Origin of the sequence: Niallia endozanthoxylica (assembly GCF_008710145.1) — a bacterium.
GTDB classification, from domain to species: Bacteria; Bacillota; Bacilli; order Bacillales; family Cytobacillaceae; genus Bacillus_BD; species Bacillus_BD endozanthoxylica.
This window is the reverse complement of sequence record NZ_VYKL01000013.1, coordinates 51234-78092: the sequence shown is the minus strand read 5'-3', so window position 1 is coordinate 78092 and position 26859 is coordinate 51234. Positions and strand designations below refer to the sequence as shown.

General features: G+C 37.8%; 22 protein-coding genes. 4 read left to right on the top strand and 18 right to left on the bottom strand.

The genetic code is table 11. The features are described 5' to 3' along the window. Nucleotides 1–53: 53 nt before the first annotated feature. From addA to F4V44_RS05760, 6 genes are all read right to left on the bottom strand, one after another. Nucleotides 54–3830 (bottom strand): helicase-exonuclease AddAB subunit AddA, encoded by a 3777-nt coding sequence (gene addA, locus F4V44_RS05785; RefSeq protein WP_150439050.1) that lies wholly within the window; start codon nt 3828–3830, stop codon nt 54–56. Beyond that, entirely contained in the window at nt 3799–7296 is a 3498-nt protein-coding gene (gene addB, locus F4V44_RS05780; RefSeq protein WP_150439049.1) for a helicase-exonuclease AddAB subunit AddB, read from the bottom strand. Before addB ends, addA begins: the two co-directional genes overlap by 32 nt. Before the next feature lie 129 nt (nt 7297–7425). Continuing rightward, on the bottom strand, nt 7426–7980 hold the full coding sequence (gene lepB, locus F4V44_RS05775) for a signal peptidase I (RefSeq protein ID WP_150439164.1): 555 nt from the start codon (nt 7978–7980) through the stop codon (nt 7426–7428). Nucleotides 7981–8020: 40 nt separating this feature from the next. After that, complete coding sequence (locus F4V44_RS05770; protein ID WP_150439048.1) at nt 8021–8644, bottom strand: TVP38/TMEM64 family protein; 624 nt, start codon at nt 8642–8644, stop codon at nt 8021–8023. 132 nt (nt 8645–8776) lie between these two features. Beyond that, nucleotides 8777–9727, bottom strand: coding sequence for an LCP family protein (locus F4V44_RS05765; RefSeq protein ID WP_150439047.1), 951 nt, complete (start codon nt 9725–9727; stop codon nt 8777–8779). Nucleotides 9728–9993: 266 nt separating this feature from the next. Continuing rightward, complete coding sequence (locus tag F4V44_RS05760; RefSeq protein WP_150439046.1) at nt 9994–10557, bottom strand: competence protein ComK; 564 nt, start codon at nt 10555–10557, stop codon at nt 9994–9996. Nucleotides 10558–10758: 201 nt separating this feature from the next. Here F4V44_RS05760 and F4V44_RS05755 point away from each other — a divergent pair, with 201 nt between their 5' ends. Then, nucleotides 10759–10995, top strand: coding sequence for an IDEAL domain-containing protein (locus tag F4V44_RS05755; protein WP_150439045.1), 237 nt, complete (start codon nt 10759–10761; stop codon nt 10993–10995). Nucleotides 10996–11143: 148 nt separating this feature from the next. Here F4V44_RS05755 and F4V44_RS05750 read toward each other — a convergent pair whose 3' ends face one another. From F4V44_RS05750 to F4V44_RS05725, 6 genes are all read right to left on the bottom strand, one after another. After that, entirely contained in the window at nt 11144–12430 is a 1287-nt protein-coding gene (locus F4V44_RS05750; protein ID WP_150439044.1) for a M48 family metallopeptidase, read from the bottom strand. A gap of 123 nt (nt 12431–12553) precedes the next feature. Next, nucleotides 12554–13348: an ABC transporter ATP-binding protein gene (locus F4V44_RS05745; protein WP_150439043.1), complete on the bottom strand. Its 795-nt coding sequence runs from the start codon at nt 13346–13348 to the stop codon at nt 12554–12556. Between the two features lie 21 nt (nt 13349–13369). Then, entirely contained in the window at nt 13370–14362 is a 993-nt protein-coding gene (locus tag F4V44_RS05740; protein WP_150439042.1) for an ABC transporter permease, read from the bottom strand. 94 nt (nt 14363–14456) lie between these two features. After that, nucleotides 14457–15458, bottom strand: a complete 1002-nt coding sequence (locus tag F4V44_RS05735; protein ID WP_396897481.1) for an ABC transporter substrate-binding protein — start codon at nt 15456–15458, stop codon at nt 14457–14459. A gap of 169 nt (nt 15459–15627) precedes the next feature. Next, a complete protein-coding gene (locus F4V44_RS05730) occupies nt 15628–16404 on the bottom strand; it encodes an enoyl-CoA hydratase-related protein (RefSeq protein ID WP_150439040.1) in 777 nt (258 codons plus the stop codon). 136 nt (nt 16405–16540) lie between these two features. After that, entirely contained in the window at nt 16541–17530 is a 990-nt protein-coding gene (locus F4V44_RS05725; RefSeq protein WP_150439039.1) for a lipoate--protein ligase, read from the bottom strand. 166 nt (nt 17531–17696) lie between these two features. Between F4V44_RS05725 and F4V44_RS05720 the strand changes: the two genes are divergently transcribed. Continuing rightward, nucleotides 17697–18794, top strand: a complete 1098-nt coding sequence (locus F4V44_RS05720) for a M24 family metallopeptidase (RefSeq protein ID WP_150439038.1) — start codon at nt 17697–17699, stop codon at nt 18792–18794. 84 nt (nt 18795–18878) lie between these two features. Here F4V44_RS05720 and ald read toward each other — a convergent pair whose 3' ends face one another. After that, nucleotides 18879–20000 carry an alanine dehydrogenase gene (ald, locus tag F4V44_RS05715; protein WP_150439037.1) on the bottom strand — a complete coding sequence of 374 codons (1122 nt, stop codon included), beginning with the start codon at nt 19998–20000 and terminating at the stop codon, nt 18879–18881. Nucleotides 20001–20208: 208 nt separating this feature from the next. On the opposite strand from ald, the gene F4V44_RS05710 reads away from it, so the two are divergent. After that, entirely contained in the window at nt 20209–20661 is a 453-nt protein-coding gene (locus tag F4V44_RS05710) for a universal stress protein (protein WP_150439036.1), read from the top strand. A 45-nt stretch (nt 20662–20706) separates the two neighbouring features. Here F4V44_RS05710 and argH read toward each other — a convergent pair whose 3' ends face one another. Both argH and F4V44_RS05700 read right to left on the bottom strand, forming a co-directional pair. Next, complete coding sequence (gene argH, locus F4V44_RS05705) at nt 20707–22086, bottom strand: argininosuccinate lyase (RefSeq protein WP_150439035.1); 1380 nt, start codon at nt 22084–22086, stop codon at nt 20707–20709. Beyond that, the gene (locus F4V44_RS05700) at nt 22083–23294 is read right to left on the bottom strand and encodes an argininosuccinate synthase (protein WP_150439034.1); all 1212 of its coding nucleotides are present in this window, start codon (nt 23292–23294) and stop codon (nt 22083–22085) included. Before F4V44_RS05700 ends, argH begins: the two co-directional genes overlap by 4 nt. 256 nt (nt 23295–23550) lie before the next feature. Here F4V44_RS05700 and F4V44_RS05695 point away from each other — a divergent pair, with 256 nt between their 5' ends. Beyond that, complete coding sequence (locus F4V44_RS05695) at nt 23551–23865, top strand: hypothetical protein (RefSeq protein WP_150439033.1); 315 nt, start codon at nt 23551–23553, stop codon at nt 23863–23865. Nucleotides 23866–23938: 73 nt separating this feature from the next. Here the strand turns inward: F4V44_RS05695 and F4V44_RS05690 are convergent, their stop codons facing one another. The 3 genes from F4V44_RS05690 to F4V44_RS05680 all read right to left on the bottom strand — a co-directional run bounded on the left by F4V44_RS05690 (nt 23939) and on the right by F4V44_RS05680 (nt 26733). Beyond that, a complete protein-coding gene (locus F4V44_RS05690; RefSeq protein WP_150439032.1) occupies nt 23939–24454 on the bottom strand; it encodes a MogA/MoaB family molybdenum cofactor biosynthesis protein in 516 nt (171 codons plus the stop codon). Beyond that, a complete protein-coding gene (locus F4V44_RS05685; RefSeq protein ID WP_150439031.1) occupies nt 24444–25286 on the bottom strand; it encodes an EcsC family protein in 843 nt (280 codons plus the stop codon). Before F4V44_RS05685 ends, F4V44_RS05690 begins: the two co-directional genes overlap by 11 nt. A gap of 259 nt (nt 25287–25545) precedes the next feature. Next, nucleotides 25546–26733 (bottom strand): acetate kinase, encoded by a 1188-nt coding sequence (locus tag F4V44_RS05680; protein WP_150439030.1) that lies wholly within the window; start codon nt 26731–26733, stop codon nt 25546–25548. Between the last annotated feature and the right edge of the window lie 126 nt (nt 26734–26859).

The following is a 26859-nucleotide window of genomic DNA, read 5'->3' as shown; positions in this document are numbered from 1 at the left end:
AGAAACATTAGATATAAGAAAGAAAACCGGCAGGGATTACTGCCGGCTTTTTACTATTCTAATTTTAGAATGTGCGCTCCATCAAAGAAAAATAAATACCTTTCCTTAATCGGACGCTTATAAATATGTTCTACAGCCTTTGTATAAAGGTCTATTTGTATACGATAGCGCTTTTCAAGAATCGGTCTTGCCTCTTCAAAACCGCCTTTATACCTGTCTGTTATTCCATCTGTTTTATAATCAACAAGTACCAATCCATCCTGATCTTCAAACAAACAGTCAATGATTCCTTGTACAAGCACTGGTTCATTCTTTCCATTCCAGTCCTCATATGCTTCCTCAGCCGGAAGAGCCAAGCTGAATGGTACCTCACGCTTTATGGTTGGAGCTGAAGTCATCCTTTTTCCTAATGAAGATTCAAAAAACGTACTGATTAAATCTGGATCAATGACGGACTTTTGTTCTTCTGTTAAAAGCTCTTTTCTTACCATATCATCGCCAAGCTCCATAATCGCTTCAGAGTTGACAGACTTGGAAAAGTCAATATGCTGCATCACCATATGCATGGCTGTCCCTATTTCAGCAGGTGATAAAGCTTTTTCCTGCATAAATCGCGGCCTGTTCATTAATGGCTTTTTAAATTTACGTAACAACTCCGTACCGCTTGTTTCATCGGATGAATCCTTCTGGCGTTTTATCTCTGAGACAGATTGCTTAGAACGATGAGTTGACGCGCTTCTATATGGATATTGCCATGAAAGTCTTTCTTCAATCTCATTTTTATATGGAGATTCAACCTGAATGGTTTCACCTTGCAGGATTGTCTTAAGCCAAGAATCACTCTCAGATTGTTCTTCCTCATCTATTACTTGAGCATCCTCTGCATTGATCACTGAAATCTGCCAGCGAGACGGATGTTCAATCAACTCCTGTGGAATCAACCCCGATACTTTGGATTCTTCCTCCAACGGCAGATGACAGTCGCGATGCCTAATAAGTGATGGACCGACCCAATCCAGGTAGCTGTCAGCAGAAGCACGCTCATAATCCTGTAAAAGCCAGTCAGGATGGTTAAGTGTCTGCTCCCATTTTGAAAGCTTCTTTTGTAAGCTTTTCACTGAGGATATTAAAAAGAGTCGTTCTTTTGCCCTGGTTAATGCCACATAAAGAACACGCATTTCTTCAGCCAGCGTTTCGAGCTTTTTCTTTCTTTTAAAGGCTAACTGAGGCAGTGATGGATACGTAATCCGTTTGTCTACATTCACATATTTAGAGGCAAACCCAAATTCTTTGTCCAGTAAATAAGGCTTTTTTAGATCCATCATGTTAAATTGCCGCCCTAAGCCGGCAACAAATACAATCGGAAACTCAAGACCTTTACTGCTATGAATCGTCATAATGCGTACAACATCCTCCTGTTCGCCAAGAGCACGTGCTGCACCAAGGTCATCTCCTCTTTCTTGCATTCTTTCAATAAAACGAAGGAAGCGGAACAAACCTCTAAAGGAAGTGGCTTCATATTGACGAGCACGATCATATAATGCCCGTAAATTGGCCTGTCTTTGCTTACCGCCTGGCAGCCCTCCGGCAAAATCATAGAAATGAGTGTCCCTGTATAGCTGCCATATTAACGAAGACAAGGAACCCTGCCTAGCCATTGACCTCCAGCCATCTAACATCAAGAGAAATGGCTTTACTTTATCATATATCCTTTCATTGTCACCTGATTGTTTATACCGGCAAAAGGATGATAACGCATCATAAAAGGTTCCATTTTTTTCGTGGATACGGACTTTAGCCAATTCCTCCTCATGCAAACCGACAATCGGTGAACGAAGCACAGCAGCCAATGGGATATCTTGAAATGGGTTATCGATGACCTTTAATAACGACATCATAATCGTAATTTCCACTGCCTGAAAATAGCCGGTTGATAAATTTGCATAAATTGGAATCCCCTGCTGCTTACACTCCTCGATAATCTGTGGAGCCCAGGTCATGGAACGAAGCAAAATGACGATATCCTTATACATGACAGAGCGGCTTGAGCTTGTTTTCGGATTATAAACGGAGGCTTTTTCTGCTATCATCTCTTTGATTTTCTTTGCCATGACTCTTGCTTCAAGCTGTGATTGCGCAAGCTCTGCCTCATCCAAAACTGCCTCCGTTTCTTCACTGCTATCTCCTTCGGAATCACTTTCCTCTTTTTCAAGATCAATGAGCATTACCTCTACAGGATAAGAAACGTCTTCAGGGTATGAAGCACCCTTTACAAGTTCTGCTGCTTCGTTATATTCAATTTCGCCAACATTGACCCCCATTATTTGCTTGAATAAATAATTAGTTCCGGACAGAACTTCGTGACGACTGCGAAAGTTTCTTGCTAAGTCAATTTTTAATCCGCTGTTATTTCCGTCATCTGTGAAACGATTATATTTCCCGAGAAAAAGATTGGGCTCTGCAAGCCGGAAGCGATAAATGGACTGCTTCACGTCGCCTACCATAAAAAGATTTCCTGTATTCTCTTCTTCCTTTGTTACGAGCTGGATAATGGATTCCTGAACTAAATTAACATCCTGATATTCATCCACAAGTACTTCTTTGAAGGTATCACGATAGTGAAGTGCTGCAGCAGATGGAATGAGGACACCATCATTTTTCGCAGAAGAATCTAGCAAAATCTCAAGGCAATAATGCTCTAAGTCAGCAAAATCCACAAGCCCCTTCTCCCGTTTTACAGCACTGAAACGTTCAGAGAAGCGCTGTACAAGCTGCGTTAATGTGTGAATAATCGGTTTCATTTCTTTCATATCCTGCAGAAAGCTTTCTGGTTTTCGGGAAAAGAATTCCTTCTGCAAATCTTGAAGCTTTTTCTTAGCAGCTTCACGTAATTTTTGCGCACGGTCAATTAGTTCTTTATTAAACTCATCCCCGCGGCAAGTTTTTGCGCGTGAGAATGACCAGTTTTGCATGGCCTGATATAAAGTGTTCCATGAATCTTTGCATGCAGCCTGCATGACTTCCACAATTTTTAAATCATCTAAAAAGTTCTCTTCCCTTGGAGCAGGACCGCCGGGTACTTTCGTTAAAGCCAGCCCTTTTTCAAGTATCCCTTTTACCCCTTCAAGCTGAAGTTCCACATCAAACATACAGGTTTCCATAAAAGGCAGTTCATCTATAGATGAGTTCGTATCAACATCATACATTTGAACAATTTTTTGTAAATATCTATCAGGATCTGGGTTCGCACGGGCAAAATCATAAAGATCCCTTATGATATCCATCAATGCTGTATCACTGCGGTCATTTGTAAAACTGTCAACAAGCCGGAAGAAATCTTCATTACCTGCTTTACCGTATTCTTCTTCAAACAGCTCATCAAGCACTTCATCACGTAATAACTGTCCTTCTGTTTCATCGGCAATCCTAAACCCGGGATCGACGTCAATCATGTAATAATATTTGCGAATGACTTCGAGACAAAAAGAATGAATGGTAGAAATGGACGCTCTGTTTAATAAACTTAGCTGTTTTCGCAAATGATGGGATGTGGGGTCTTCATTGATTGCCTTTTCCAACGCCTCACTGATCCGGTGGCGCATTTCCGCTGCAGAAGCATTAGTAAAAGTAACGACAAGGAGCTCATCCACATTGATTGGAGTATCTTTTGAGAGTACTTTCTTAATCATCCTTTCAACTAGGACAGCCGTTTTCCCAGACCCGGCAGCAGCTGCAACCAAGATATCCTGTCCACTTGCCATAATCGCCTTCCATTGATCATCCGTCCATGTCGCATCTTCAGGCTTCGGCGGTATCTTGTTTATCCCCATGTTTAGCTACCTCCTTTCGCATAAGCTCAAGTGCCTCTTCTTTTGAACGAGGAACAAGCATGCGGTATTGATTTTCTTCCATTGATTCATCAAATTGACAAACTGATTTATAAGAACAAAACGTGCAAGGAGTTTTATCCTTCATTTTAAAAGGGGAGATTTGAACATCCCCTTCCGTAATGGCATTTCCTGTTTTCACATACATGTTACGGACGTAAGCGCGCATATCCTCAAAGTCCTGTCTACTTGCTGCTTTTGAACGCTTAGATAAGGTCCCATCCTTTTTAATTTCAGCTGGTACTACATCTGATGCACCTGAATCCAGACTTAAATCCATTAACCTAATCGCACTTTCATCACCGAGTACAAGTCCATTCATTTTAAACTTTTTAAAGATTTGTTCCTCAATATCTTCAAGTGTTAAGATTTGTTTAGCATTAATCATTGGATTATGCACATGAAAATAAAGGACACCCGCTGGAGTCGCTTCAGACCCGACCAATGACTTAGCATGACTCAAAATGATATCTAAATATGTCAGCATCTGCAGGGCCATGCCATAGTATACTTCACCTAAATTTAATTCCTTTGAGCTGGATTTATAATCGAGAACCCGTAAATACACACCATTCTCATCCACTGCTTTATCTACACGGTCAATTCTGCCCACCAGCTGCATCTTCGTACCGTTGCGAAGCTGAAAGGAAAGAGGCGGAAGTTCACTCTTTGGACCAAAACCAAGTTCTAATCCTACCGGTGCAAAGCCGCTTACTTTAGCATGTTCGCTTAAGATAACCGAAGCACGAGTAATAATCTGCTCTAGCTTCCTTTTAATATAGGCATGCCGATTGGAACTTAAAAGAATTTCATTTTGCAACCTTGGAGCTAATGCTTCAACTGCAGCTTTAGCTAATTTTTTCGATTGTTCCTTTGTAAGCTCTGCCCAGGTTAAATTATTTGTCATCACCGTTTCAGCAATATATTTTAATGCTGAATGGAAAAGGTCTCCAATATCAGGTGCTTCCAGTCGAAAAACTTGCCTGTCTCTTAGGCGCAAGCCATGCTGAACAAAATGCGAAAATGGACAGCTCTGAAACAGCTCCATCCTCGATACACTTGCTTGAATCACATCACCGTATAACTCTTGTGTTACCTGCTGTGAAAGTGGCTTGACAGGATTTTTATAATCCAGGCTGGAAAGAACAAGAACAGCACTTTCTTTGTCCCTGCCTGTCACATACCAGTTATAAACATCCCACCAGAAATCGGCTAAAGGATAGTTCCGTTTTTTCAGCTGAAGCTGTGAGGTTAAATAGGACAAGCTTCTATTCCTGTGTGAAATATATTCAAGCTGTTCTTCATCAGCAAGCTCTGATGGGTCCGCCATATAAAACAGTTCCGTATGCTCTGGGAATAAATCTTGCATTCTTTTTATATAAAGAGATGGTATTAATGCTTTTCCCTCTTCATTTGCTAACGGATAACTGATATATAAACTTTCAGATGGTGTCACAAATGCTTTGTAGGCAAGAAATTCTTCGTCCAATAATCTTGTTTTGCTGGATTGAGCTATTTTCAAACCATTCATCAATAATTGCTCTCGGTCTTCGTCAGCAAGTATCCCATCCTCTGTAAATTTCGCCGGAAGAACCCCTTCATTTAAGCCAATAATAAAAGCCACCTTTACATCGGAAAGGCGTGATTTTTCCAAATCTCCTGCGAGCACTTGATCAATTGCCGGCGGAACAAGAGAGAAGCGAAGAGCTTCTAAACCTGCATCAAGTATTTTTGAAAAAGACTGAAGAGGTATCTCATCGTCCCCAAGGATTTCCACAAATTGATCAAATATATCAATAATCGCATTCCAGGCCTGATCATGCTCACGAGCCTTTACAAGATTTCCTTTTTCCTCTTCATCAAATTTCCATTTTTCCAATTTTGCCGGTATATCTAATTCTTCAAGGAATAAATATAAAGCTTCACCAAGATTTCTACCTGTTCCAGCTCTTTTCAACCTCCTTGACAATCGTAAGATCGGTGCAGTTACTATAAGCCTGAGCTCATTCAATTCCTGCTCTTTTCGCTTTTCACTATCGGTTTGAGCAACATTTTCAAACTCTAATCCCCGAATGCGCCGGTAAGTCCATCGCTCACGCTTCGTCCATTTGTCTCCTTTAATGCCATATGCTAATACATAATTTTCAAGATTATCCATTTGCTCACGGAGTTTATCGCTATTTTGTCCGAGTGGAAATAGCAGTTCTGTTTTAATAGCTCGAAATACCGGTTCATACCGCCAATTTCCATTGATAATTTCGAGAACCGATCGAATTAGCTCCACTAATGGATGATGAAGCATGGTCCTTTTTTGATCGATAAAATAGGGAATCTCATAATCACGGAATATGGTTTCAATCATTTCATGATAATCTTGTCCATTTCGCATGAGAAGAGCTATATCCCGATAACGGTAATTCTTTTCCGAAACTAGACGCTTAATATTTCTAGCAATTCCTTCAATCTCAGACCTTCGATTGACCGCCTGTGCAATACAAATCGAATTTGACTTATTAAAGGGGAGAGCCGGACGAGAATCAAAATGGGCTTCAAGATGCTGTAAGGCTTTATCCTTCCACCTTTTTGGCTCGTCTAGTATCACTTCTTCCACAGATACTCCGTTTACAGAAGCCATCTCATACAATGTCCGACAATTCTCCCCTGAAAGACGAAATAAATGTAATTCATCTGGTGCCTGACTTTCGAAAGAACGGTCAAGTGTTAAAGTAATCGTAACCTGCTTACAATGCTTCATTAATTGCTCAATTATCATATATTCCTGAGGTGTAAAACTATAAAAACCATCTATATAGATTTCAGCCTTTTGTAAATAGGTGGAATGTGCAATTTTTTCAGAAAGCAGCCGAAAGTAATCTTCCGTATCAATATACTTATTGGATAATCCTGCTTCAAAACCTTCATAAATAAGCTGCAGATCATGGAGCTTATCCTTTAATGTATGCTCCGGCAGCTGGCTCTTTTTCTCTGCCAATTCAGCAGGCTGCACACAGTAACGCTTAAACTCCACTAACATTTGCTCCATTTGACTGATAAATCCTGTCTTATCTGCTGCCCGTCCAAATAAATGCAGTTCTTCTTTTTTGTCTTCAATAATTTTTTGAATCAGCATATTAATTCCTGTACTGTTCAAATGATAGCGGCTCATTCCTCCGGTCTCCTGCAGAATCCTCCAGGCAAGCCTTGTAAAAGAAAAAACCTGTGCGCGTATCATACCGCCTAAGCCAGGTGTACTAATTAATTGATATTCAGATAAAAAAGTCATTTGTTCGGGTACTAAATAGATAAGCGGATCACCCTCGGGATTTTCTGCTAATTTTGCTCGAATTTCATTGAGACATGCTGCGGTTTTCCCGCTGCCCGACCGTCCAATTAATAAACGTACTGACATCCTTTTCTCACCCTCTCAAGGTTTTGTCTATTAAACATCTTATCATACTAATTCAATAAAAAAAGATTCGCTAAATGTTCACGAATCCTTTTACCATTTTTAAATCCCAAAACGGATAGCAGGTATTACTTAAAAAGATACAGCCACTTCATCCATTGGCCAGTATCTTAAATTTACCTTCCCAACTACCTGATCAACGGAAACAAATCCAAATTCCCGGCTGTCTCTGCTGCCAAGACGATTATCTCCCAATACAAAAATCATGTTCTCAGGGACTGTTTTTTTTCCAGTCAGTTCATAAAGAGTAAAATTACCGGTTAAGCGCCCGCCAAATGTCTGTTTGCGATACTTTTCCAAATAGGGTTCTTCATACCTTTTTCCATTAATCAAAAGCTGATCGTCACGATACTCTATTTCGTCGCCTGGTAATCCAATCAAGCGTTTTACATAGTCTTCCTGTTCATTTGCGTGAAACACAATGACATCAAACCGATGCAGTTCACCTATCTGATAACCAATTTTATTTACGACAAGTTTATTCCCATCCTGAAGAGTTGGCATCATCGACTCGCCTTCTACTACATAATTCGAGAAAAAAAACATGCGGATAAAAACAAAAATGATAATGCCAATTGCAAATGCTTTAAGCCATTCAACGCCTTCCTTTTTGATTTCCTCCCTCATACGCACCGATTCCTCCAATTTCTATAGTACATTTGGGTAATTATCCTTCTTGTCTCCGATTTTCCTTCTCCGTACTTTTATTTATTTTTACTTCTATTATTTTCCCAACATACCAAAGAATAAAAATAACAAGCCCCACGACAGCCGTCCTTACTGGCTGTGTCATAAGCGATTTAATATCATACCCAACAAAACTGATAGTAAAAATCATCACCAATTTCCCCGTCATAACAGCTAACATGTACTGATATGTACTAATCTTAGAAAGCCCTGCTACAATATTAACAATTGCCGAAGGAGTAAATGGAAAACATAATAAGATAAATAATGGACCAAAGCCATGCCGTTCCACCCAAAGCATCAGCTTTTGAACCTGAGGATGCTTCTTTAGAAATTGGAGTATTCTTTTTTGACCAAACTTTCTAATCAGCAAAAAAACAAGTAGCGCTCCTGTGCAAGCTCCAATCCATGAAAATAAAAATCCAAACCAAAGACCAAATGCATTCGCATTTGCCATGACAAACAGAAACAGCGGTAAAAAGGGAAGAAATGCTTCAAGCATGGGAAGCAAGATACCTGGAAGCGGTCCAAAAGAGCGATATTCATGAATTAATTCCATAATATTTTCAAATGTGAACCATTCTTTTAACACATCAAAATCCATTAATAATTACTCCTGGATCAAAACAAAACAGAATCTTCAATTTGACGTTCCCACCTATTTTTATTGAATTTCTACACACATAATCTATACCTCATTTTACACCCGAACTATATAAATGAAAAAGAATAACACTCATTTTGCTAAAAATTCTCCTAGTGCATCTGCGTTGGCTTCCCTATCGAGTATCAGGACTTCTCCTATACCGCTGATTCTATCCGTTTCAAACATCCCGTCAACAGGAATACGAAACGTATTAATATTACGATTATCCTTTGATAAATAATCCTTACCTATATATATAATATCTGATGTATCCATGTTTGTATTCACATACGGTTTCATCACACCAACTAATTTAGGAAACTTTGATAAAGTTTGGAAAGATGCAAATTGATTGGCTACTTCCTTCATAGCTTTCTGCTGGCGTTTCACACGATCGAAATCTCCCATTGCATCATAACGAAAGCGTACGTATGAAAGGAGATGCGCGCCGTCAAGCCGCTGCAACCCTGGTTTAAGCGGGACATCCAGAAAAGCTGACATTTCTTTTTCCACTTCAATTTCAACTCCATTTGGAAAAGCTTCATCAATTAAATGAATAAATCCATCAAAATCAACGATTGCATAATACTTCACGTCGACATTAAAATTCTTCTTAATGGTCTGCCTCAATAATTCCGGTCCTCCAAGTGCAAAGGCAGCATTAATCTTATTTTTACCATAATTCGGAATCTCAACATAGGAATCCCGCATAATTGAAATTAATTTATAAGAATGCTTTTTCGGATGATATTGAGCAATCATGATTGTATCTGACCTGGCACTTTCCTCACCTCTTGAATCACTTCCAATTAATAAAATATTCGTACCGCCATACTTATCCTTTTCACCATTGAATGTAAAGACTTCCTGTTCAATCGTTGTTTTCTCTCTTGCATGGTTTATCCCCTGTTTGTATTGAAAGTACGCATACCCAAACGTAACTGCCATTAATAACAGTAATAATAAGACAGTCTTTTTCAACAAACTCTTTTTTCGCTTCCTCTTTACTTTTTTTTCATGCTGTTTTTTCTCATATCTCATAAAAGATTAACCCTTCCTAATAATAGTAACAACCAATTATTGTAATCATCATCCATTTTATGCTTTATACAGGTTAATAAACTACTATTTTTATTTTACCTTAAATAATCTTTGTGACCTATACGTTACTAGATTTATTTGACCGGATTATTGAAATAAAATACCATTTCAATAACAATCGAATAAGTCTTAACAAGAAAAAAATAAAAGTATGTGATATTATTCACATACTTCTCTGTACCAAATCATTTATTATTTATTTTATATTATTCTTCATTATTCATTCCATACTCAGGACTATTCTCGGAGGCCCTAGAAATATGACGATATCTTGTAATAGAGTTTCGATTGTTATTGCCGATTTTTCGTTGCATCAAATTTGTACGTAATAATGCCGTTCTTAGCATCTGATTCTCAAATGTATAGATGGAAACTGGTATAATGATTGTTTTTTTATTTCTAAAATAGACAAGTGTATTTGCTGAATCAACTTTTTCATAATGTAACACATGCGCATGTGAAATCCAGGCACAACGCTTGCTTAAAGGAGAAGCAGTCGGAAAAAAATACATCATATTGGTAGAATCAATGGTAATGGGAATTTTATGTGTGAAACCAAGTAATTGCCTACTCCCATCCCTGCGGCCTTCGTAGCTAGAACAAAAAGCTCGGCAGCCCTTTTTAATTAATTCAAGCGGCTTTGATGGAGAGAATTGATCATTATCAAGATCATAAATCTGTGAATACAGCTTACTTCCATATTCCATTGGAAGAATGGCAAGTGTTGAACGACTAATCTGATATTCCTCAATGATTTCAGTTTTTACCATGTAAACTTTCATCTCCTCTTTTGGATAAATACAATTACTATTTTAACATATATATTCCATTTTTTACTATAATACAATACTTTTTTCTCAAATTATACATATTTTATCCTGCGTAAAAATATTTTCTAAAAATTTTCAAAATTCAGTTGATTAATGAAGCATTATTCCATATAATATAAAAAAGCACCCGAGGTGATTTCCATGAAAGAGAATTCTTACACAGAATTGATGAAATCCAGTGCCATGAACAAAAAGAAATTAAAAGAAAACTACATTCTAGATTTGTACATTGAAATGTTTCTAACTGAAATCCTATTAAAAGCAGAGAAAGAAAGTTTATTGGCGCGCATTGACAAAGCAATTGATGAGCGAAATAAAGAAAACTTTGATCTCCTGTCTGAACAATTCAGAGAACTTAGCAAACGCTTTGGTACGTAGAATTAGTTGGAGTCATTCTTAATTAATCACCCCTCCAAAACTCTCCTATTGCCTGTCCAAGTAAACAACTAATTGAACAGTTCCCTTTTCCAACAAAAACATCCTCCTTTATCTCTTAGGAGGATGTTTTTCAATATCACTACATCGTTCAATTTCCTTCATCTTCACTTTCCTTAACCTTAGGCTTATACTCTTCAAGTGTTGATATTCTCTCAAGCATGGTTGGATGTCCATAGATAAAAAACTTCACTAGGAATGGAGGATTAACTTGACTTAATCCGGCACGAGATAATTCTTGAAAAGTAGTTATCCCCGCTTCAGTATTCTGTGTCATTTCAATCGCATACCGGTCAGCCCTCGTTTCCTGATACCTGGAAATCATATTTGACAGCGGACCTGACATAAACAACAGCATTGAAATAATCATCAAGAAAAGCGGCAAGGATTGCAAATCAGAGACGGCTGAAATATTAAAAGCCTTTCCATAGCGGACTACCGCCCAATTCATTAATTTATAGGTTAAATACATCCCCACTAATGAAAACGTTAAACTAGTTGCGATATTGATATAAATATGTTTTTCTACATAATGAGCCATTTCATGTGCCATAATAAACAGAATTTGCTCATTAGATAATTTATTCAATGTCGTGTCCCAAAGAACAATCCGAGCATTTGAACCAATTCCTGTGACATAGGCATTTAGTGCATTGGTTTTCTCTGACATATTCACTTCAAAAACATGATTAGCAGGAATATCTGCTTTTTGTGCCATATCCAATATCTCTGCTTCTAACTCTTTATTCTTTAAGGGATAAAAATCATTATAAAGAGGGTCAATGACAACAGGCTGCAGAAAAGTCAAAAACAATGTAAACGGAACCGAAAGCAGCCATGCATACAGCCACCATCTTTTTGTACTTTTCTTCATTAGCCAATACAGTACTGAAACAAGGATGAATGTCATTCCATAGTTTAGCCAAAAGTCAATGAGCTCTTCTTTTAGCCAGGATGCGAAAGTCTGAGTAGAGATATGATAACTTTTTGATAAATAATAACTGATATAACTAAACGGAAGCATGGCAGCAAATGAGAAGAATGACAGCCATATTAAATAAATGGCTGTTTGCAGCCATTTCTTTTTAGCTGTCACTTCAGACCATTCTTTAAATGCTTTTGACAAACCAAACAATAATATAATCAAATAAAAGATCCATTCAAATGGCGTAGCTAAAAAATACAATAAATAGCGAATCCGTGAGTATTCTTCACTCAAAAAAAGTTCCCGCTCATTTAAAAACACTGCTGGATCTGCTTGAGAGCCTTGATATTCAAACGGTAAAGTCGAGTCGGCAAAATAAAACAAATACCAATAAAAAAATAACCCAAACAAAAGGTAGGCTAAAACCCCATATAGCCCAATCTTTCTGGCCATTCTCTTCCCCCTTTCTGCAATATTATGTACAAACTCCTTAGTATTAGTGTAGTAAGAAGACTGTAATTTAGAACAAGTTTATTGGTGTAAATAAAAAAGAGGCTGACTACAATGGTCAGTCTCCTAAATTAATACCGCTCTATCACTATTCATTTTTTCGCCGCGAATACGCTGGAACTCTTCTAACAATTTCTCAACTGTTAGTTGTTTTTTCTCTGTTTCATTGGCTTTAAATATTACTTGACCTTTATCCATCATAATGAGCTTATTCCCTAAATCTAGAGCCTGCTGCATATTATGTGTCACCATTAAAGTAGTCAAGTTATTCTTTTGGACAATTTCCCCTGTGAGGTTTGTAATCAATTCTGCCCGTGAAGGGTCTAGTGCAGCTGTGTGTTCATCGAGCAAGAGTATTTTCGGATCTGTAAAAGTCGCCATCAACAGCGAAAGCGCCTGTCTTTCTCCTCCAGAAAGCAGACCAACCTTTGCCTCCAAACGATTTTCCAGACCTAAATGAAGTGTTTCCAGCTTCGCTTTAAAAAAGTCTCGTCGTTTTTTTGTCACCCCGATTTGAAGTCCTCGTGTTTGGATCCGCGAATAAGCAATCGCTAAGTTTTCCTCAATTGTCATGGTCGGAGCCGTCCCTGCCATTGGATCCTGGAAGACTCTTCCTACTAGTCTTGCTCGATTATGTTCCTGCAGATTTGTTACATTTTTCCCATCAATGTATACAGTTCCAAGATCTGTAATTATTTTCCCTGAAATAATATTCATTAGCGTTGATTTACCTGCTCCATTACTTCCAATAACGGTTACAAAATCACCTGGATTTAACTGGAGCGTTAATTCATGAAGAGCAATTTTCTCATCAGGAGTTCCTTCATTGAAAACTTTAAAGATTTGGTTTAAGTGCAGCAAATGATTCACCTCCAATTTGAATTAAGCTTTAAAGGCCTGATTTTGTTCTAACGACTGCATCATTCGCTTCTTTTTCCGTTGTTTTTCTTTTCGGCCGCTATTAATTTTCGGTAATATAAGAGCAAAAATAACAATAATAGCCGTGATTAATTTCATATCACCCGTTTCTAAGAAATCAACACGAAGCGCCATTGTAACAATCAATCGGTATAAAATGGATCCTCCAATAACTGCTAACGTTGCTCTGACAATTTTCTTTGCACCAAACACTGCCTCACCAATAATAACAGATGCCAGACCAATAACAATCATACCTATACCCATTCCAACATCACTAAAGCCACTGTATTGAGCAACTAACGCACCAGAAAAAGCAACCATTGCATTAGAAAGACCAAGACCCAATATTTTCAGCATGTCAGTATCTGCGGAAAAGCTTCGAATCATCGTTTCATTATCACCAGTAGCTCTTATTGCCAAGCCAATATCCGTTTTAAGAAAGAAATCCAGTCCCTTTTTGACAATATAAGCTACTAACAGCATCACAATGAGAATTCCCCAAGTCTTTGGGACCACATCTCCAAGGCCAAGCATTTGAAATAGTCCATTAATACTATCGTCAATTCTTAAACCTTGCCAAAAACTGATAAGATTTGTAAAAATCGTTTCCTCTTGCAGGAGTGGAACATTGGATTTCCCCATGATACGTAAATTAATTGAATAAAGTGCAATCATCATTAAGATTCCTGATAATAAAGGGTTAATTTTTCCTTTTGTATGAAGAAGACCTGTCATACATCCTGCAATAAAACCAACAATAATCGCTACAGCGGTAGCCAAAAACGGGTTCATACCGCCAACAATCAAAACAGCAGCAACAGATGCCCCCGTGACAAATGATCCATCAACAGTCATATCAGGGAAGTCTAATATTCTAAAAGATAAATAAACTCCTAAAGCCATTAGCGCATAAATGGCACCCGCCTCAAAGGATCCAAAAACGGCGTTAAACATGATATTTCTCCTTTCTGCAAAAAACTCAAACACAGATGCTATTCTAAATTAGGAACGAAAGGAGGGCCTTAAAGAAGCCCCCCTATTCTAATAACTACTCAATAAATTCTGCTTGCTCGTTCCATTCATCCTTCAACTCAACATTCATTTCTTTTGCAGCGTTCTTATTGATAACTAGTTTTAAATTTTGCGGATATTGAACAGGCAGCTCAGATGGTTTCTTTTCTCCCTTTAAAATCTGTGCTGCTAATAAGCCAGCCTCGTAACCGATATCTTCATAATTAAAGCCATAAGCCGCAAAGCCACCGCGTTCTACTGAATCCAATTCACCTACAAATAAAGGTAATTCATTGTCCCCGGCAACCTGAATAACTGATTCTAATGCTGAAACAACCGTATTATCTGTAATAATGTAGATAACGTCTGCTTTTCCAATTAATGATTCAGCTGCCTGCTTTACTTCAGCTGATGTTGAAACAGTCGCTGTTTCAAGCTCATTTAAACCTAATTCTTTTATTGACTCTTTAATCGTATCTACTTGTGCAACAGAGTTTTGCTCACCGGCATTATAAACCGTTCCAATTGTTTTATCAGGAAAGTTTTCACTAATAAACTTCACGGTATTTGGAATCGCATCTGGATGGTTATCAATTGTTCCAGTTACATTCCCGCCAGGTTCTTCCATTGACTTAACAAGTTGTGCACCAACTGCATCCGTCACAGATGTGAACACGATTGGAATATCCTTTGTAGCATTTAAAGCTGCTTGAGCACTTGGTGTCGCGTTTGCAAATATTAAATCAACACCATCTCCTGCAAGGTTAGTCGCAATGTTTTGAACGTTACTTTGATCAGCATTCGCATTTTGCTCATCATATTCAACAGTTAGACCTTCATCCTTCAATGCTTTCTTAAATCCTTCTGTTGCCGCATCTAATGATGGATGTGTGACATACTGTGTGATTCCGACCTTAAATGTGTCTTTACTGTCACTTCCTTCATTTCCATCGTTACTTTCGCTAGCACCGCAACCGCTTAAAAATAAAGCGCCCATTAATCCAAGTGCAGCCAAACTCATTGACGTTTTCTTTTTCATTAACATTTTTATCCCCCTCAAAAATAGCAACTTTATTACCTAAACGCTTTTATGCTTTTATGCTTTTGTGTAGTAAATTATAATATTAAAATAATAATATTTCAATCTATTTGCAACTCTTTTTTTAAAATAAAATGGATTCTGTCAATTTCACCTAAAAGTACATATGCTATTTCCCTTTAAAGTTAGGCTTCCTTTTCTCCGCAAATGCAGCCAGAGCTTCCAACCGATCTTCTGTTGGAATAAGCAATTCATAAGCTTTTTGCTCTATTCGCAGTCCTGTTTGCAAATCTGCATTCATCCCTTGCTTAATAGCAAATTTTGCCTGTTTAAGGGCAAGCGGTCCGTTTACAAGCATTCTTTCTGCCCAATTCATGCTTGTCTCTATTAAGTCCTCCTTTCTAGATACATCATTTACCAGACCAATAGTCAGCGCTTCTTCTGCTGTTACCCGCTTTGCTGTTAATATAAGCTCCAAAGCCTTTGCCTCTCCAATTAACCTTGGAAGACGCTGTGTACCGCCTGCACCCGGGATAATAGCCAGGCTTGTCTCTGTTAAACCCATGATGGACTCGGTTTGAGCAATACGAAAATCACATGATAATGCAAGTTCAAGTCCTCCGCCAAAGGCAGCGCCGTTTATTGCAGCGATTGTCGGCTGCGGCAGAGAATCAATTGCATTAAATACCTCGCCAATTTTAAAAATATTTCTTCGTACTTCTTCTTCCGTTAATGTTTTTCTTTCTTTTAAATCAGCACCAGCACTAAAGGCCTTTTCACCTGCTCCGGTAATAATCACAATCCTAATGTCAGAGCTTGTTCGGATTTTTTCAACATACCCATGCAGTTCATTTAATAAAGCATAATTAAATGCATTGAATACTTCCGGCCGATTTAATGTCAATACTGCAATGTGACCCTTTTGAGCAAAGCTCACATTCCCCACCGCATAACCTCCTCCTAAGTTTATTTCATAGCTATCTAGTACTATATTACACGCAAATCCGATATATTGCATTATTCTTTCTATTTAAAAAAGTAAGAAAAAAGAAGTAGACTCTTTATCCACTTCTTTTCACCTTCTAATAAATTAATTGTAAAAAATCTTCCTTCGTGATGTTGCCAAAGTAATGTTTCATATCAATTCTAGCTAAAGCCTCTTCCAATGCTGCTTTTTCATATTTAACATTTGTTAAAAGAACTTCAATATCGCGCACGTCACCGACACCGAAGAAATCTCCATAAATCTTACATTGTTCAATGACTCCTTTATTCACCTCTAACCTTACATCAATACTGCCAACAGGAAATCGATGTGAATGCTGGAGATTAAATTTAGGGGATTTCCCATAGTTCCATTCCCATGTTTGATACCGTTCCTTTGACAACTGATGAATCTTTTCCCAGTCCTCTTTTGTCAGTATATATTGTGGAATCTCTGCTTCACTGTCAAAAATATTAGATAACAATAACCCGCGAAATTTCTCCATCGTAATCTTTTCTGATAAAAACTCAGAAATATTGGCAACACGGCTGCGAATCGATTTAATTCCCTTTGATTCAATTTTATCCTTCTTTACCTTCAACGCTGAAACAACATGATCAATTTCAGAATCAAGCATTAATGTACCATGACTAAACATTCTTCCTCTTGTAGAAAACTGGGCATTACCTGAAATTTTACGGCTATCGACTACTAAATCGTTCCGCCCGCTAAGTTCAGCATTCACACCAAGCTTGTTCAAAGCACGAACAACAGGTTGGGTAAACTTCCTGAAATTATGGAAGCTTTCACCGTCATCCTTCGTAATAAAGCTAAAATTCAAGTTTCCTAAATCATGATACACTGCGCCCCCGCCAGACAGCCTTCTTACAACAGTAATTCCATTTTTTTCTACGAAATCGGTATTGATTTCTTCAATTGTATTTTGATTTTTCCCTATAATAATGGAAGGTTTATTTATGTAAAATAATAGATAGGTTTCATTAATATCTAGATTTTTTAAGGCATATTCCTCAATAGCAAGATTAATTCTCGGATCCGTAATCCCTTTATTATCGATGAATAACATTTTTAACACTCCCTGAATAAAATAGACAACATCCATTCCCCTTACCGTCTCTTTTCTTGTCAGGCAGAAAGGGATACAATAATAATCGTAACATAAGAAAAATCAGAATGAAAATTCAAGTTTATTCAGAATTAAACAGAAAGTACATAGCATTGGAGGCATCCGTATGAATCAAAGATTAAAAAACATGTCGGAATGGATGAATGAGAATCAAATTGACATTTCAATCATTACTTCTACAGAAAATGTCTTTTATTTAAGCGGTTTTTATAGTGACCCGCATGAAAGATTACTTGCTTTAGCTCTATTTCAGCAGGAAGAGCCTATTCTTATTTGCCCGGCCATGGAAACAGAAGATGCAAAAGCTTCAGGATGGACCTATGAGATTATTGGCTATAGCGATGTTGAAAACCCTTGGGAAATGATTCGTAAAGCAATTGATAAGCGAGTAAATAAGGTTACTAAACTTGCTATTGAAAAAGAGCATATGAATGTAGAGCGTTATGAGGCTCTCACTTCACTTTTCCCAGAAGCAGCTTTTGTTTCGGCTGAAGAAAGACTTCGTAAACTTCGTATGATTAAGGATGAAAAAGAAATCTCCAAAATACGTGAAGCCTGTGCATTAGCAGACTATGCTGTTGAAGTGGGCTGTTCAGAAATACAAGAGGGAAAAACAGAATTAGATATACTAGCAGTCATAGAATATGAGTTAAAGAAAAAAGGCATCACACAAATGTCTTTTGCTACAATGGTACTGACAGGGACGAATGGGGCCTCTCCACACGGTACTCCAGGATTAACGAAAATAAAAAAAGGAGATTTTGTTCTGTTTGATTTGGGCGTCGTTGTTGACGGCTATTGCTCGGATATTACACGCACAGTTGCTTATGGTGATATCTCTAATCAACAACAAGAGATTTATGATACTGTCTTAAAAGCCCAGCTCGCAGCGATTGACGCAAGTAAACCAGGAGCAGCTTGTTCAAATGTCGACCTTACGGCAAGAAATATTATTCGTGATGCCGGATATGGAGACTATTTCCCTCATCGCCTTGGGCATGGATTAGGGATTGGTGTGCATGAATATCCTTCATTGACTGAAACGAATTCTTTATTGCTGGAAAAAGGTATGGTTTATACGATTGAACCTGGAATTTATGTACCAAACATAGCAGGTGTCCGTATTGAAGATGATATACTTGTCACAGCTGATGGAGTAGAAGTATTGACAAAATTCCCAAAAGAACTTCAAATGATTAAATAAACTGAGTAAAGGTGTCAAGCATCATAAAAAGACAAATGGTTTATTTTTGTCCATATATGGTGCCTGACACCTTATGTTATTCGATTACATAGCGCTAAGAACTCTTTTTACATCGTGATAATCGAGCTTTAAGCTTTTCGCTACTTCTTCATAGGTAACAAACCCATTCAGCGTATTAATCCCCTTTAATAGTGCTTCATTCTCAAGGCAGGCTTGTTTATAACCTTTGTTTGCTATTTGAACAGCGTAAGGTACCGTCACATTGGTTAATGCCATCGTTGAAGTTCGAGGAACAGCTCCTGGCATATTAGCCACAGCATAATGCACAACCCCGTGTTTCATATAAGTTGGATGATCATGTGTTGTGATACGGTCGGTTGTTTCAAAAATACCGCCTTGATCAATCGCTATATCAATCACAACAGACCCGGGACTCATAGATTTAATCATTTCTTCCGAGACTAGAATAGGTGCTTTTGCTCCTGGAATCAGAACTGCACCAATCACAAGGTCTGATTCACTCACAGCTTCAGCTATATTGAATGGATTAGAAATGAGAGTAGAAACCTGAGCACCAAAGATATCATCCAGCTGCCGCAAGCGATCCGGATTCACATCAATAATTGTTACCTCGGCCCCAAGTCCAACCGCTATTTTTGCTGCATTGGTGCCAGCCACACCTCCCCCAATTATCGTCACTTTACCTCTTTTTACACCAGGAACACTAGATAGCAAAATCCCTTTTCCACCATTTACCTTTTCTAAGAACTGAGCACCAATCTGTGATGCCATTCTCCCTGCCACCTCACTCATCGGTGTTAATAGGGGAAGACTTCTATTAGGCAGTTGTACTGTTTCATATGCAATTCCAACAACTTTTTTATCCAGCAGAGCTCTTGTCAGCTCCGGTTCTGGGGCAAGATGTAAATATGTAAATAGTATTAACCCTTCTCTAAAATACTCATATTCACTTGGCAGCGGTTCCTTCACCTTCATCACCATCTCCATTGACCAAGCTTCTCCGGCAGATGAAACTATTCTTGCCCCGGCATTTACGTATTCTTCATCACTAAAGGCAGAACCAAGTCCTGCACCTTTTTCAATATAAACTTCATGACCTTCTTTAATTAAATTCACAACCCCTGCTGGTGTCATTGCAACCCGGTTTTCATTGTTTTTTATTTCTTTCGGAATACCGATACGCATATCCATTGAACCTCCTATTCAATCTATTATTATTCATTCAATTGAAAATATAAATTACCCTTCTTTTGTCACAATTTATCTAATTTCGCTACTTCTATCTTCTTACTCTTTCCATTTATTAAGAATGTATTTATTCACATATTTTTCTAATTTTTTCACAAATATACATTGTTTATAGTGTATAATTAATGTATAGGAGGGATGAAACATGACACTAGTTTATAAAAAAATTCTTGTAGCAGTAGACGGATCAAAGGAAGCAGAATGGGCATTTAAAAAGGCGGTTGCCGTAGCAAAAAGAAATGAATCAAAAATTGTCATCGCCCACATTATTGACACACGTACATTTGCAACGGTTGAAGCATACGACCGCACAATTGCAGAAAGAGCAGAACTATTTGCAAAAGAACTTATGGAAAACTATAAGAAAGAAGCAATTGAAGCAGGTGTAAAAGAAGTAGAGTATGTAATAGATTACGGCTCTCCAAAAGTAAAAATACCTAAAGATATTGCGAAAAATCATGAAATTGATTTAATCATGTGCGGAGCTACAGGTTTAAATGCTGTTGAGCGTTTCTTAATTGGAAGCGTTTCCGAACATATTACACGTAATGCTCGCTGTGACGTATTAGTTGTTCGCAGTGAAAGCATTGAAGTGTAAAAATAGAAAACCACGCTGTTCAATGAACAGCGTGGTTTTCTATTTTTACTTATCTGCTAAGCATTGCTTAGCTTTTTCCAAAGCAATCTTGATTTGCTCAAATCCCGTACCACCAGCGCTGTTTCTGCGGGCAACAGCTGTTTCAGGTGCCAGTACTTCATAAATATCATTTTCAAAAAGCGGACTAGAGTTTTTAAACTCTTCCATTGAAAGATCACTTAAATAGCAGCCTTTTTCAACACAATGAAGGACAAGCTTCCCTACTACTTCATGAGCTTCCCTAAACGGCATTCCTTTACTTGACAAATAATCAGCCAGCTCTGTTGCATTGGAAAAGTCCTGTTTAGTTGCTTGAACCATATTGTCTGTATTGACCTTCATGGTACGAATCATTCCCGCAAAAATCTTTAGAGATCCTGTCACAGTTTTAACCGTGTCAAACATCCCCTCTTTATCCTCTTGCATATCCTTGTTATAAGCAAGCGGCAGTCCTTTTAGTACAGTTAGTAATCCAAATAGATTTCCATATACTCGGCCTGTTTTTCCACGAATTAGCTCAGCCATATCCGGATTTTTCTTCTGCGGCATGATACTGCTTCCTGTTGAGAAGCTGTCATCCAGATCAATAAATCGAAACTCTTGGCTGGACCACAGAATAATTTCTTCACTAAAACGTGAAAGATGCATCATTAAGATAGAGCTGTTTGAAAGAAACTCAAGGATAAAATCACGATCACTTACAGCATCCATGCTGTTTTCATAGATTCCATCAAAACCTAGAAGTTCCGCACTGTAATAACGGTCGATTGGAAAGGTTGTTCCTGCCAATGCACCTGCACCAAGCGGAGAAATATTAATCCTTTTTAAACTTTCTGTTAAACGCTGTTTATCGCGTTCAAACATCCAAAAATAAGCCATTAAATGATGAGCAAACGAAATAGGCTGTGCTCTTTGCAGATGAGTATACCCCGGCATAATTGTTTCAACATGCTTTTCTGCCTGTTCAAGCAAAGCCTGCTGCAATTCGGCTGTTAATTCAATAATGTCAGATACCTGCTTACTTAAATACAAATGCATATCCGTAGCTACTTGGTCATTACGACTGCGGCCTGTATGAAGCTTTCCTCCAACAGGACCAACTAAATCAGTCAGTTTACTTTCCAAATTTAAATGGATATCCTCCAATGCTACTGAGAATTCCAATTCATCATTTGCCGCTTTTTCTTTAAGAGCTTCAAGACCTTTTTTAATCTGCTGTGCTTCGTCATCAGTTAAGATACCTGTTTTGGCAAGCATCGTCACATGGGCGATGCTGCCAGTAATATCTTCCATCACTAATTCTTGGTCGAAAGGGATAGAGGCACCAAATTCATCGACCCATTCTTCAGCTGTTTTTGTAAATCTGCCACCCCAAAGTTTTTTCACGCTTCCACCTTCTTGTTTTTTTGCACGATACTTTGAACTTTTGTAGGAAGTCCCCATAATTCGATAAATCCTACAGCAGCTGAATGATCAAATGCATCATCAGCAGTGTATGTCGCTAGTTTTTCATCATATAATGAGTACTCGGATTTTCTTCCTTCAACAATAGCATGCCCTTTAAACAGCTTAACTCTTACAGTACCTGTTACAAATTTTTGTGTTTCTGCAATAAATGCTGCCAAAGCATCTTTTAATGGTGAGAACCATAGGCCTTCATAAATAATTTCCGTTAATTTCAATTCTACAATTGGTTTAAAGTGTGCAACTTCCTTCACCAATGTTAAATCCTCTAATTCTTTATGCGCTTTAATTAGTGTCATTGCAGCCGGGCACTCATAAACCTCACGAGATTTAATACCAACAAGGCGGTTTTCTACATGGTCAATTCTTCCAACCCCATGCTTACCAGCTAGAGTATTTAAATCTAAAATAAGCTGTGCTAAAGAATCATATTTTTTTCCGTCTAAACTTACAGGAACACCTTGCTCAAAGCCAATCTCTATGATATCTGGAGTATCAGGTGTATCCTCAATTTCTACTGTAAGTTCATAAGCATCTTTCGGAGGAGTTGCCCAAGGATCTTCTAAAATTCCACATTCATTAGCTCTTCCCCATAGGTTTTGGTCGATTGAGAACGGGCTGTCTAAATTAATTGGAATTGGAATATTCTTTTGTTTTGCATATTCAATTTCTTCTTCCCTTGACCAAGCCCACTCACGAACTGGTGCTACTACTTGTAATTCTGGGTTTAATGCCTGGATGGAAACCTCAAAACGTACTTGGTCGTTCCCTTTACCTGTACAACCGTGTGCAATCGCAACAGCACCTACTTCTTCAGCTACCTCTACTAGCTTTTTAGAAATAAGCGGTCTTGAAAGCGCAGATACAAGAGGATATTTTCCTTCATATAATGTATGTGCCTGCAGGGATAACAGCGCATAATCCTTTGCAAATTCTTCTTTTGCATCAATTACATAGGACTCTACAGCTCCAACCGTTATTGCTTTTTCTTTAATAAACTCTAAATCCTTTCCTTCACCAACATCTAAACAACATGCAACAACATCATACCCTTGATCTTTTAACCATGTAATTGCAACAGATGTATCTAAACCGCCAGAATAAGCTAGTACTAATTTTGGATTTGCCATGAAAAATTTCCTCCTCGATGTATCACGAATAAATATTCATTTATATATATTTTTATTCAATCTTTATGAATAACACTTTAACAACTTTTCTTAAAAAATTCAATAGTTATTTGACAAATTGTATAAAAATAATTATTTTCACAATAGTTATAGAATAATGATAGAGAATACTAAAATTATGATAAAATTTATATGAATCTTTCAATAAGTTGGAAAGTTTAGTAGTCTAATGACTTTATATAGGGGGATATAACAAATGGAGGAATTTTTTAGTTATAATGAAAGATTGGGGATTAAGCTGCCTTCAATTGATGTTGAATGGGATGATTTATCAGACGAGACACAGGAGTCCATATTGCTATACTGGGAGAATATACGAGGTGCGATACCTGATCAGATCATTAGTCTTGAAAAAACAATCAATAAAAAGCAGGCACAGTTGAATGATGAAAGTGACTTCCAACAATCCTGCCAACTGAATAGTGAAATTGCCGATCTCGCTTCTGTAATCAATGATTTGTGGCTTTGGTTTAGACTTAATCAAAACATCTCCGAAAAAATGCACCAATAATTAACCGCTATCAGGCACCACAAAAAGACAAAAGTAACCTATTTGTCTTTTTGTGGTGCCTGATATCTTAACCTTATAATAAATCTTTCTTTAATTCACGAACCACGTGACCAAGCTCAGGCAGTATTAGTTTATTCATTGCCAATTTAACTGCGCCTGATGAACCAGGCGTTGAAAATACTGCTTTATTTCCTATTACTCCGGCTGCAGCACGAGAAAGAATTGCTGCTGAGCCGATATCCTCTTGATAACTGAGCATCCTGAATAATTCTCCAAACCCGCTTATTTCTTTATCAAATAAGGATTGAACAGTTTCAATAGTAACATCTCTTAAAGCAATTCCTGTTCCCCCATTTGTTAATATCACATCTATTTCAGGATTTAGACAACCCTTCAGAACTTCTTCCCTGATTGGGCCTTTCTCATCCTTAACAATAACATACTCACCTATCCGGTGCCCGGCACTCTCAAGTAAATCAATCATTAATTTTCCACTTTTATCTGTTTCTTTATTTCTTGTATCGCTAACCGTTATTACTTTACAAATAACGCTCGTCTGTGCTTGTTTTTTATGTTCTTCAATACTCATTTACGCTCTCCTTCCTCTTTAACAAATACCTCATTTGATAATATTTATGAGCAAAGTCGGTGACTTTTCTTGTTAATTGGTAATTGACTCCTGCACCAATAGCCATACTGATAAAAGGAATTCCTTGAATTAATTTTTTTCTAAAGATCATAATGGCTATTCCCTTTAACCCCTGCTTTAACAGCTGCTCTACCCAAGCAACATTGGATAACTCTTCTGACCCTTCATAAAAATAACTATCATGCTTAATATCATTCATTAATTCTTCCCAGCCCTGACTTTGCATTCGTATTGGAAGGATTGATACGTTAAAGACCTTTAACGCAGTCATCATTTCATAAGGTGTATTTACTTCAATTCCATACGTCATCGCAATTAATTGAATAATTCTCAAATTAATTACGGCCATTCCCGGAATATCCGCCCCGAGCAGAATCGCTCCTCCAGTCCCGGACAAGCCTCCTTGTGCAAACGAATATAAGCGATGTCGGGCAATATGCTGACTAGCTATGTATTGCAGTTGATTAATTGTCAGTTTATCTAAATCTTCAATTGTCTGAATATCATCTTTAAAAATCCTTCCACTCTCAACAATTCTTCTCTTGGCATCTAGCTGCAGTTCAGATCCTTGAATAAAAGCATGCAAATGAAATAACCAATTATCAAGAGATGAGGAAAACTGCTCTCTCGTTTTTTCCGGCAAAAGCTGAAATGACTGCTCAATATACTTATCGTACATCAATTGAAAATCATTTGGTTCATAGCTGTACATCCGATTTTCCCATTCACGGATTTCTTGATAAACTTGTTTTTCCCGATCTGTAAATGCCATGCAAAGACCTCCTCATAATTCAATGTGTATGGAGCTTTTGATTGAACAAGCGCAGGACGCCGGCCATCTTGAATAATACAAAATGCTCTATTTCACCAAACAAAAGAACCGTTTATTTTGTATCAGTATACCATAACTAATAAGGAAAATCTTAGGACTGATATTCATGAGCAAACATGACAGCCGAAAATTTCTCAAAAAAAAGAGCAATCTATTTTCAGCAGATAAACTGTAGAAAATAGATTGCTTCCTATTTATATTAATTACTTAAACGTACAACGTCTCTTGCAATCATCACTTCTTCATCCGTAGGAATAACCATTACCTTAACTGGTGAGTGAGGATAATTAATAAAACGTTCATCGCCGCGCAAGCTATTCAATGCAGGATCCCAATATACGCCCATAAATTCAAGACCGTTTAGCACGCGAGCACGAATAGTATCACTGTTTTCACCGATTCCGGCTGTAAAGATAATTGCATCTACACCAGACATACGTGCAGCATACGCACCAACATAAGCATGGATACGAGAAGCGAATACATTCAAGGCAAGCTCTGCTCTCTCATTTCCTTCAGAAGCCTGTAATTCGATATCGCGAAGATCGCTTGAGAAACCAGAAAGAGCCAGCATACCGCTCTTCTTATTCAATACATCCAATACTTCATCTGCTGTTTGATTCGTTTTTTCCATAATATATGGAATAAGCGCAGGGTCAATATCACCGGAACGAGTTCCCATTGTTACACCAGCAAGCGGAGTGAATCCCATGGAAGTATCAATAGAGTGTCCGCCCTGGATTGCTGTAATACTTGCACCATTTCCTAAATGACAGGAAATCAAACGAAGCTGGTCAAGCGGTCTTCCAAGCATTTCTGCTGCACGCTCTGATACATATTTATGAGATGTTCCATGGAATCCATATTTACGAATGCCAAAGTTTTTATAGTATTCGTAAGGAACACTGTATAAGAAAGAATCCTCCGGCATTGTTTGATGGAAAGCTGTATCAAATACTGCGATTGCAGGAACATTTGGCAGAACCTTTTGGAATGACTTAATTCCTGTTAGGTTTGCAGGATTATGCAGCGGTGCAAGTTCAGATAACTCATCAATCTTTTGCAGCACTTCAGGCGTAATTAAGACAGAATCAGAAAATGCTTCTCCACCATGTACGACACGATGTCCTACACCTTCAATCTCATTTAAAGATTGAATAACTCCTAAATCAGTTAACTTATTTAATAGAAGTTCAACAGCAACGTTATGATTAGGAATATCAGTTGTTTCTTTGATTTTTTCGCCGTTAACAGTAATATTGAACACAGCCTCATCTAAGCCTATACGTTCAATTAATCCTTTTGTAATTACTTCTTCACTCGGCATTTCAAATAGTTGAAATTTCAAGGATGAGCTGCCAGCGTTAATCGCAATAATTTTAGCCATATTTTTATAAACGCTCCTTTATAAAACAAATCATTAATACTATGTTAATTGGAAAATCAATTGTTATTGTCATACAACGATAGTTTATCCAATTTAAAAAATTAATATCTCCAATTTCCCATTTAA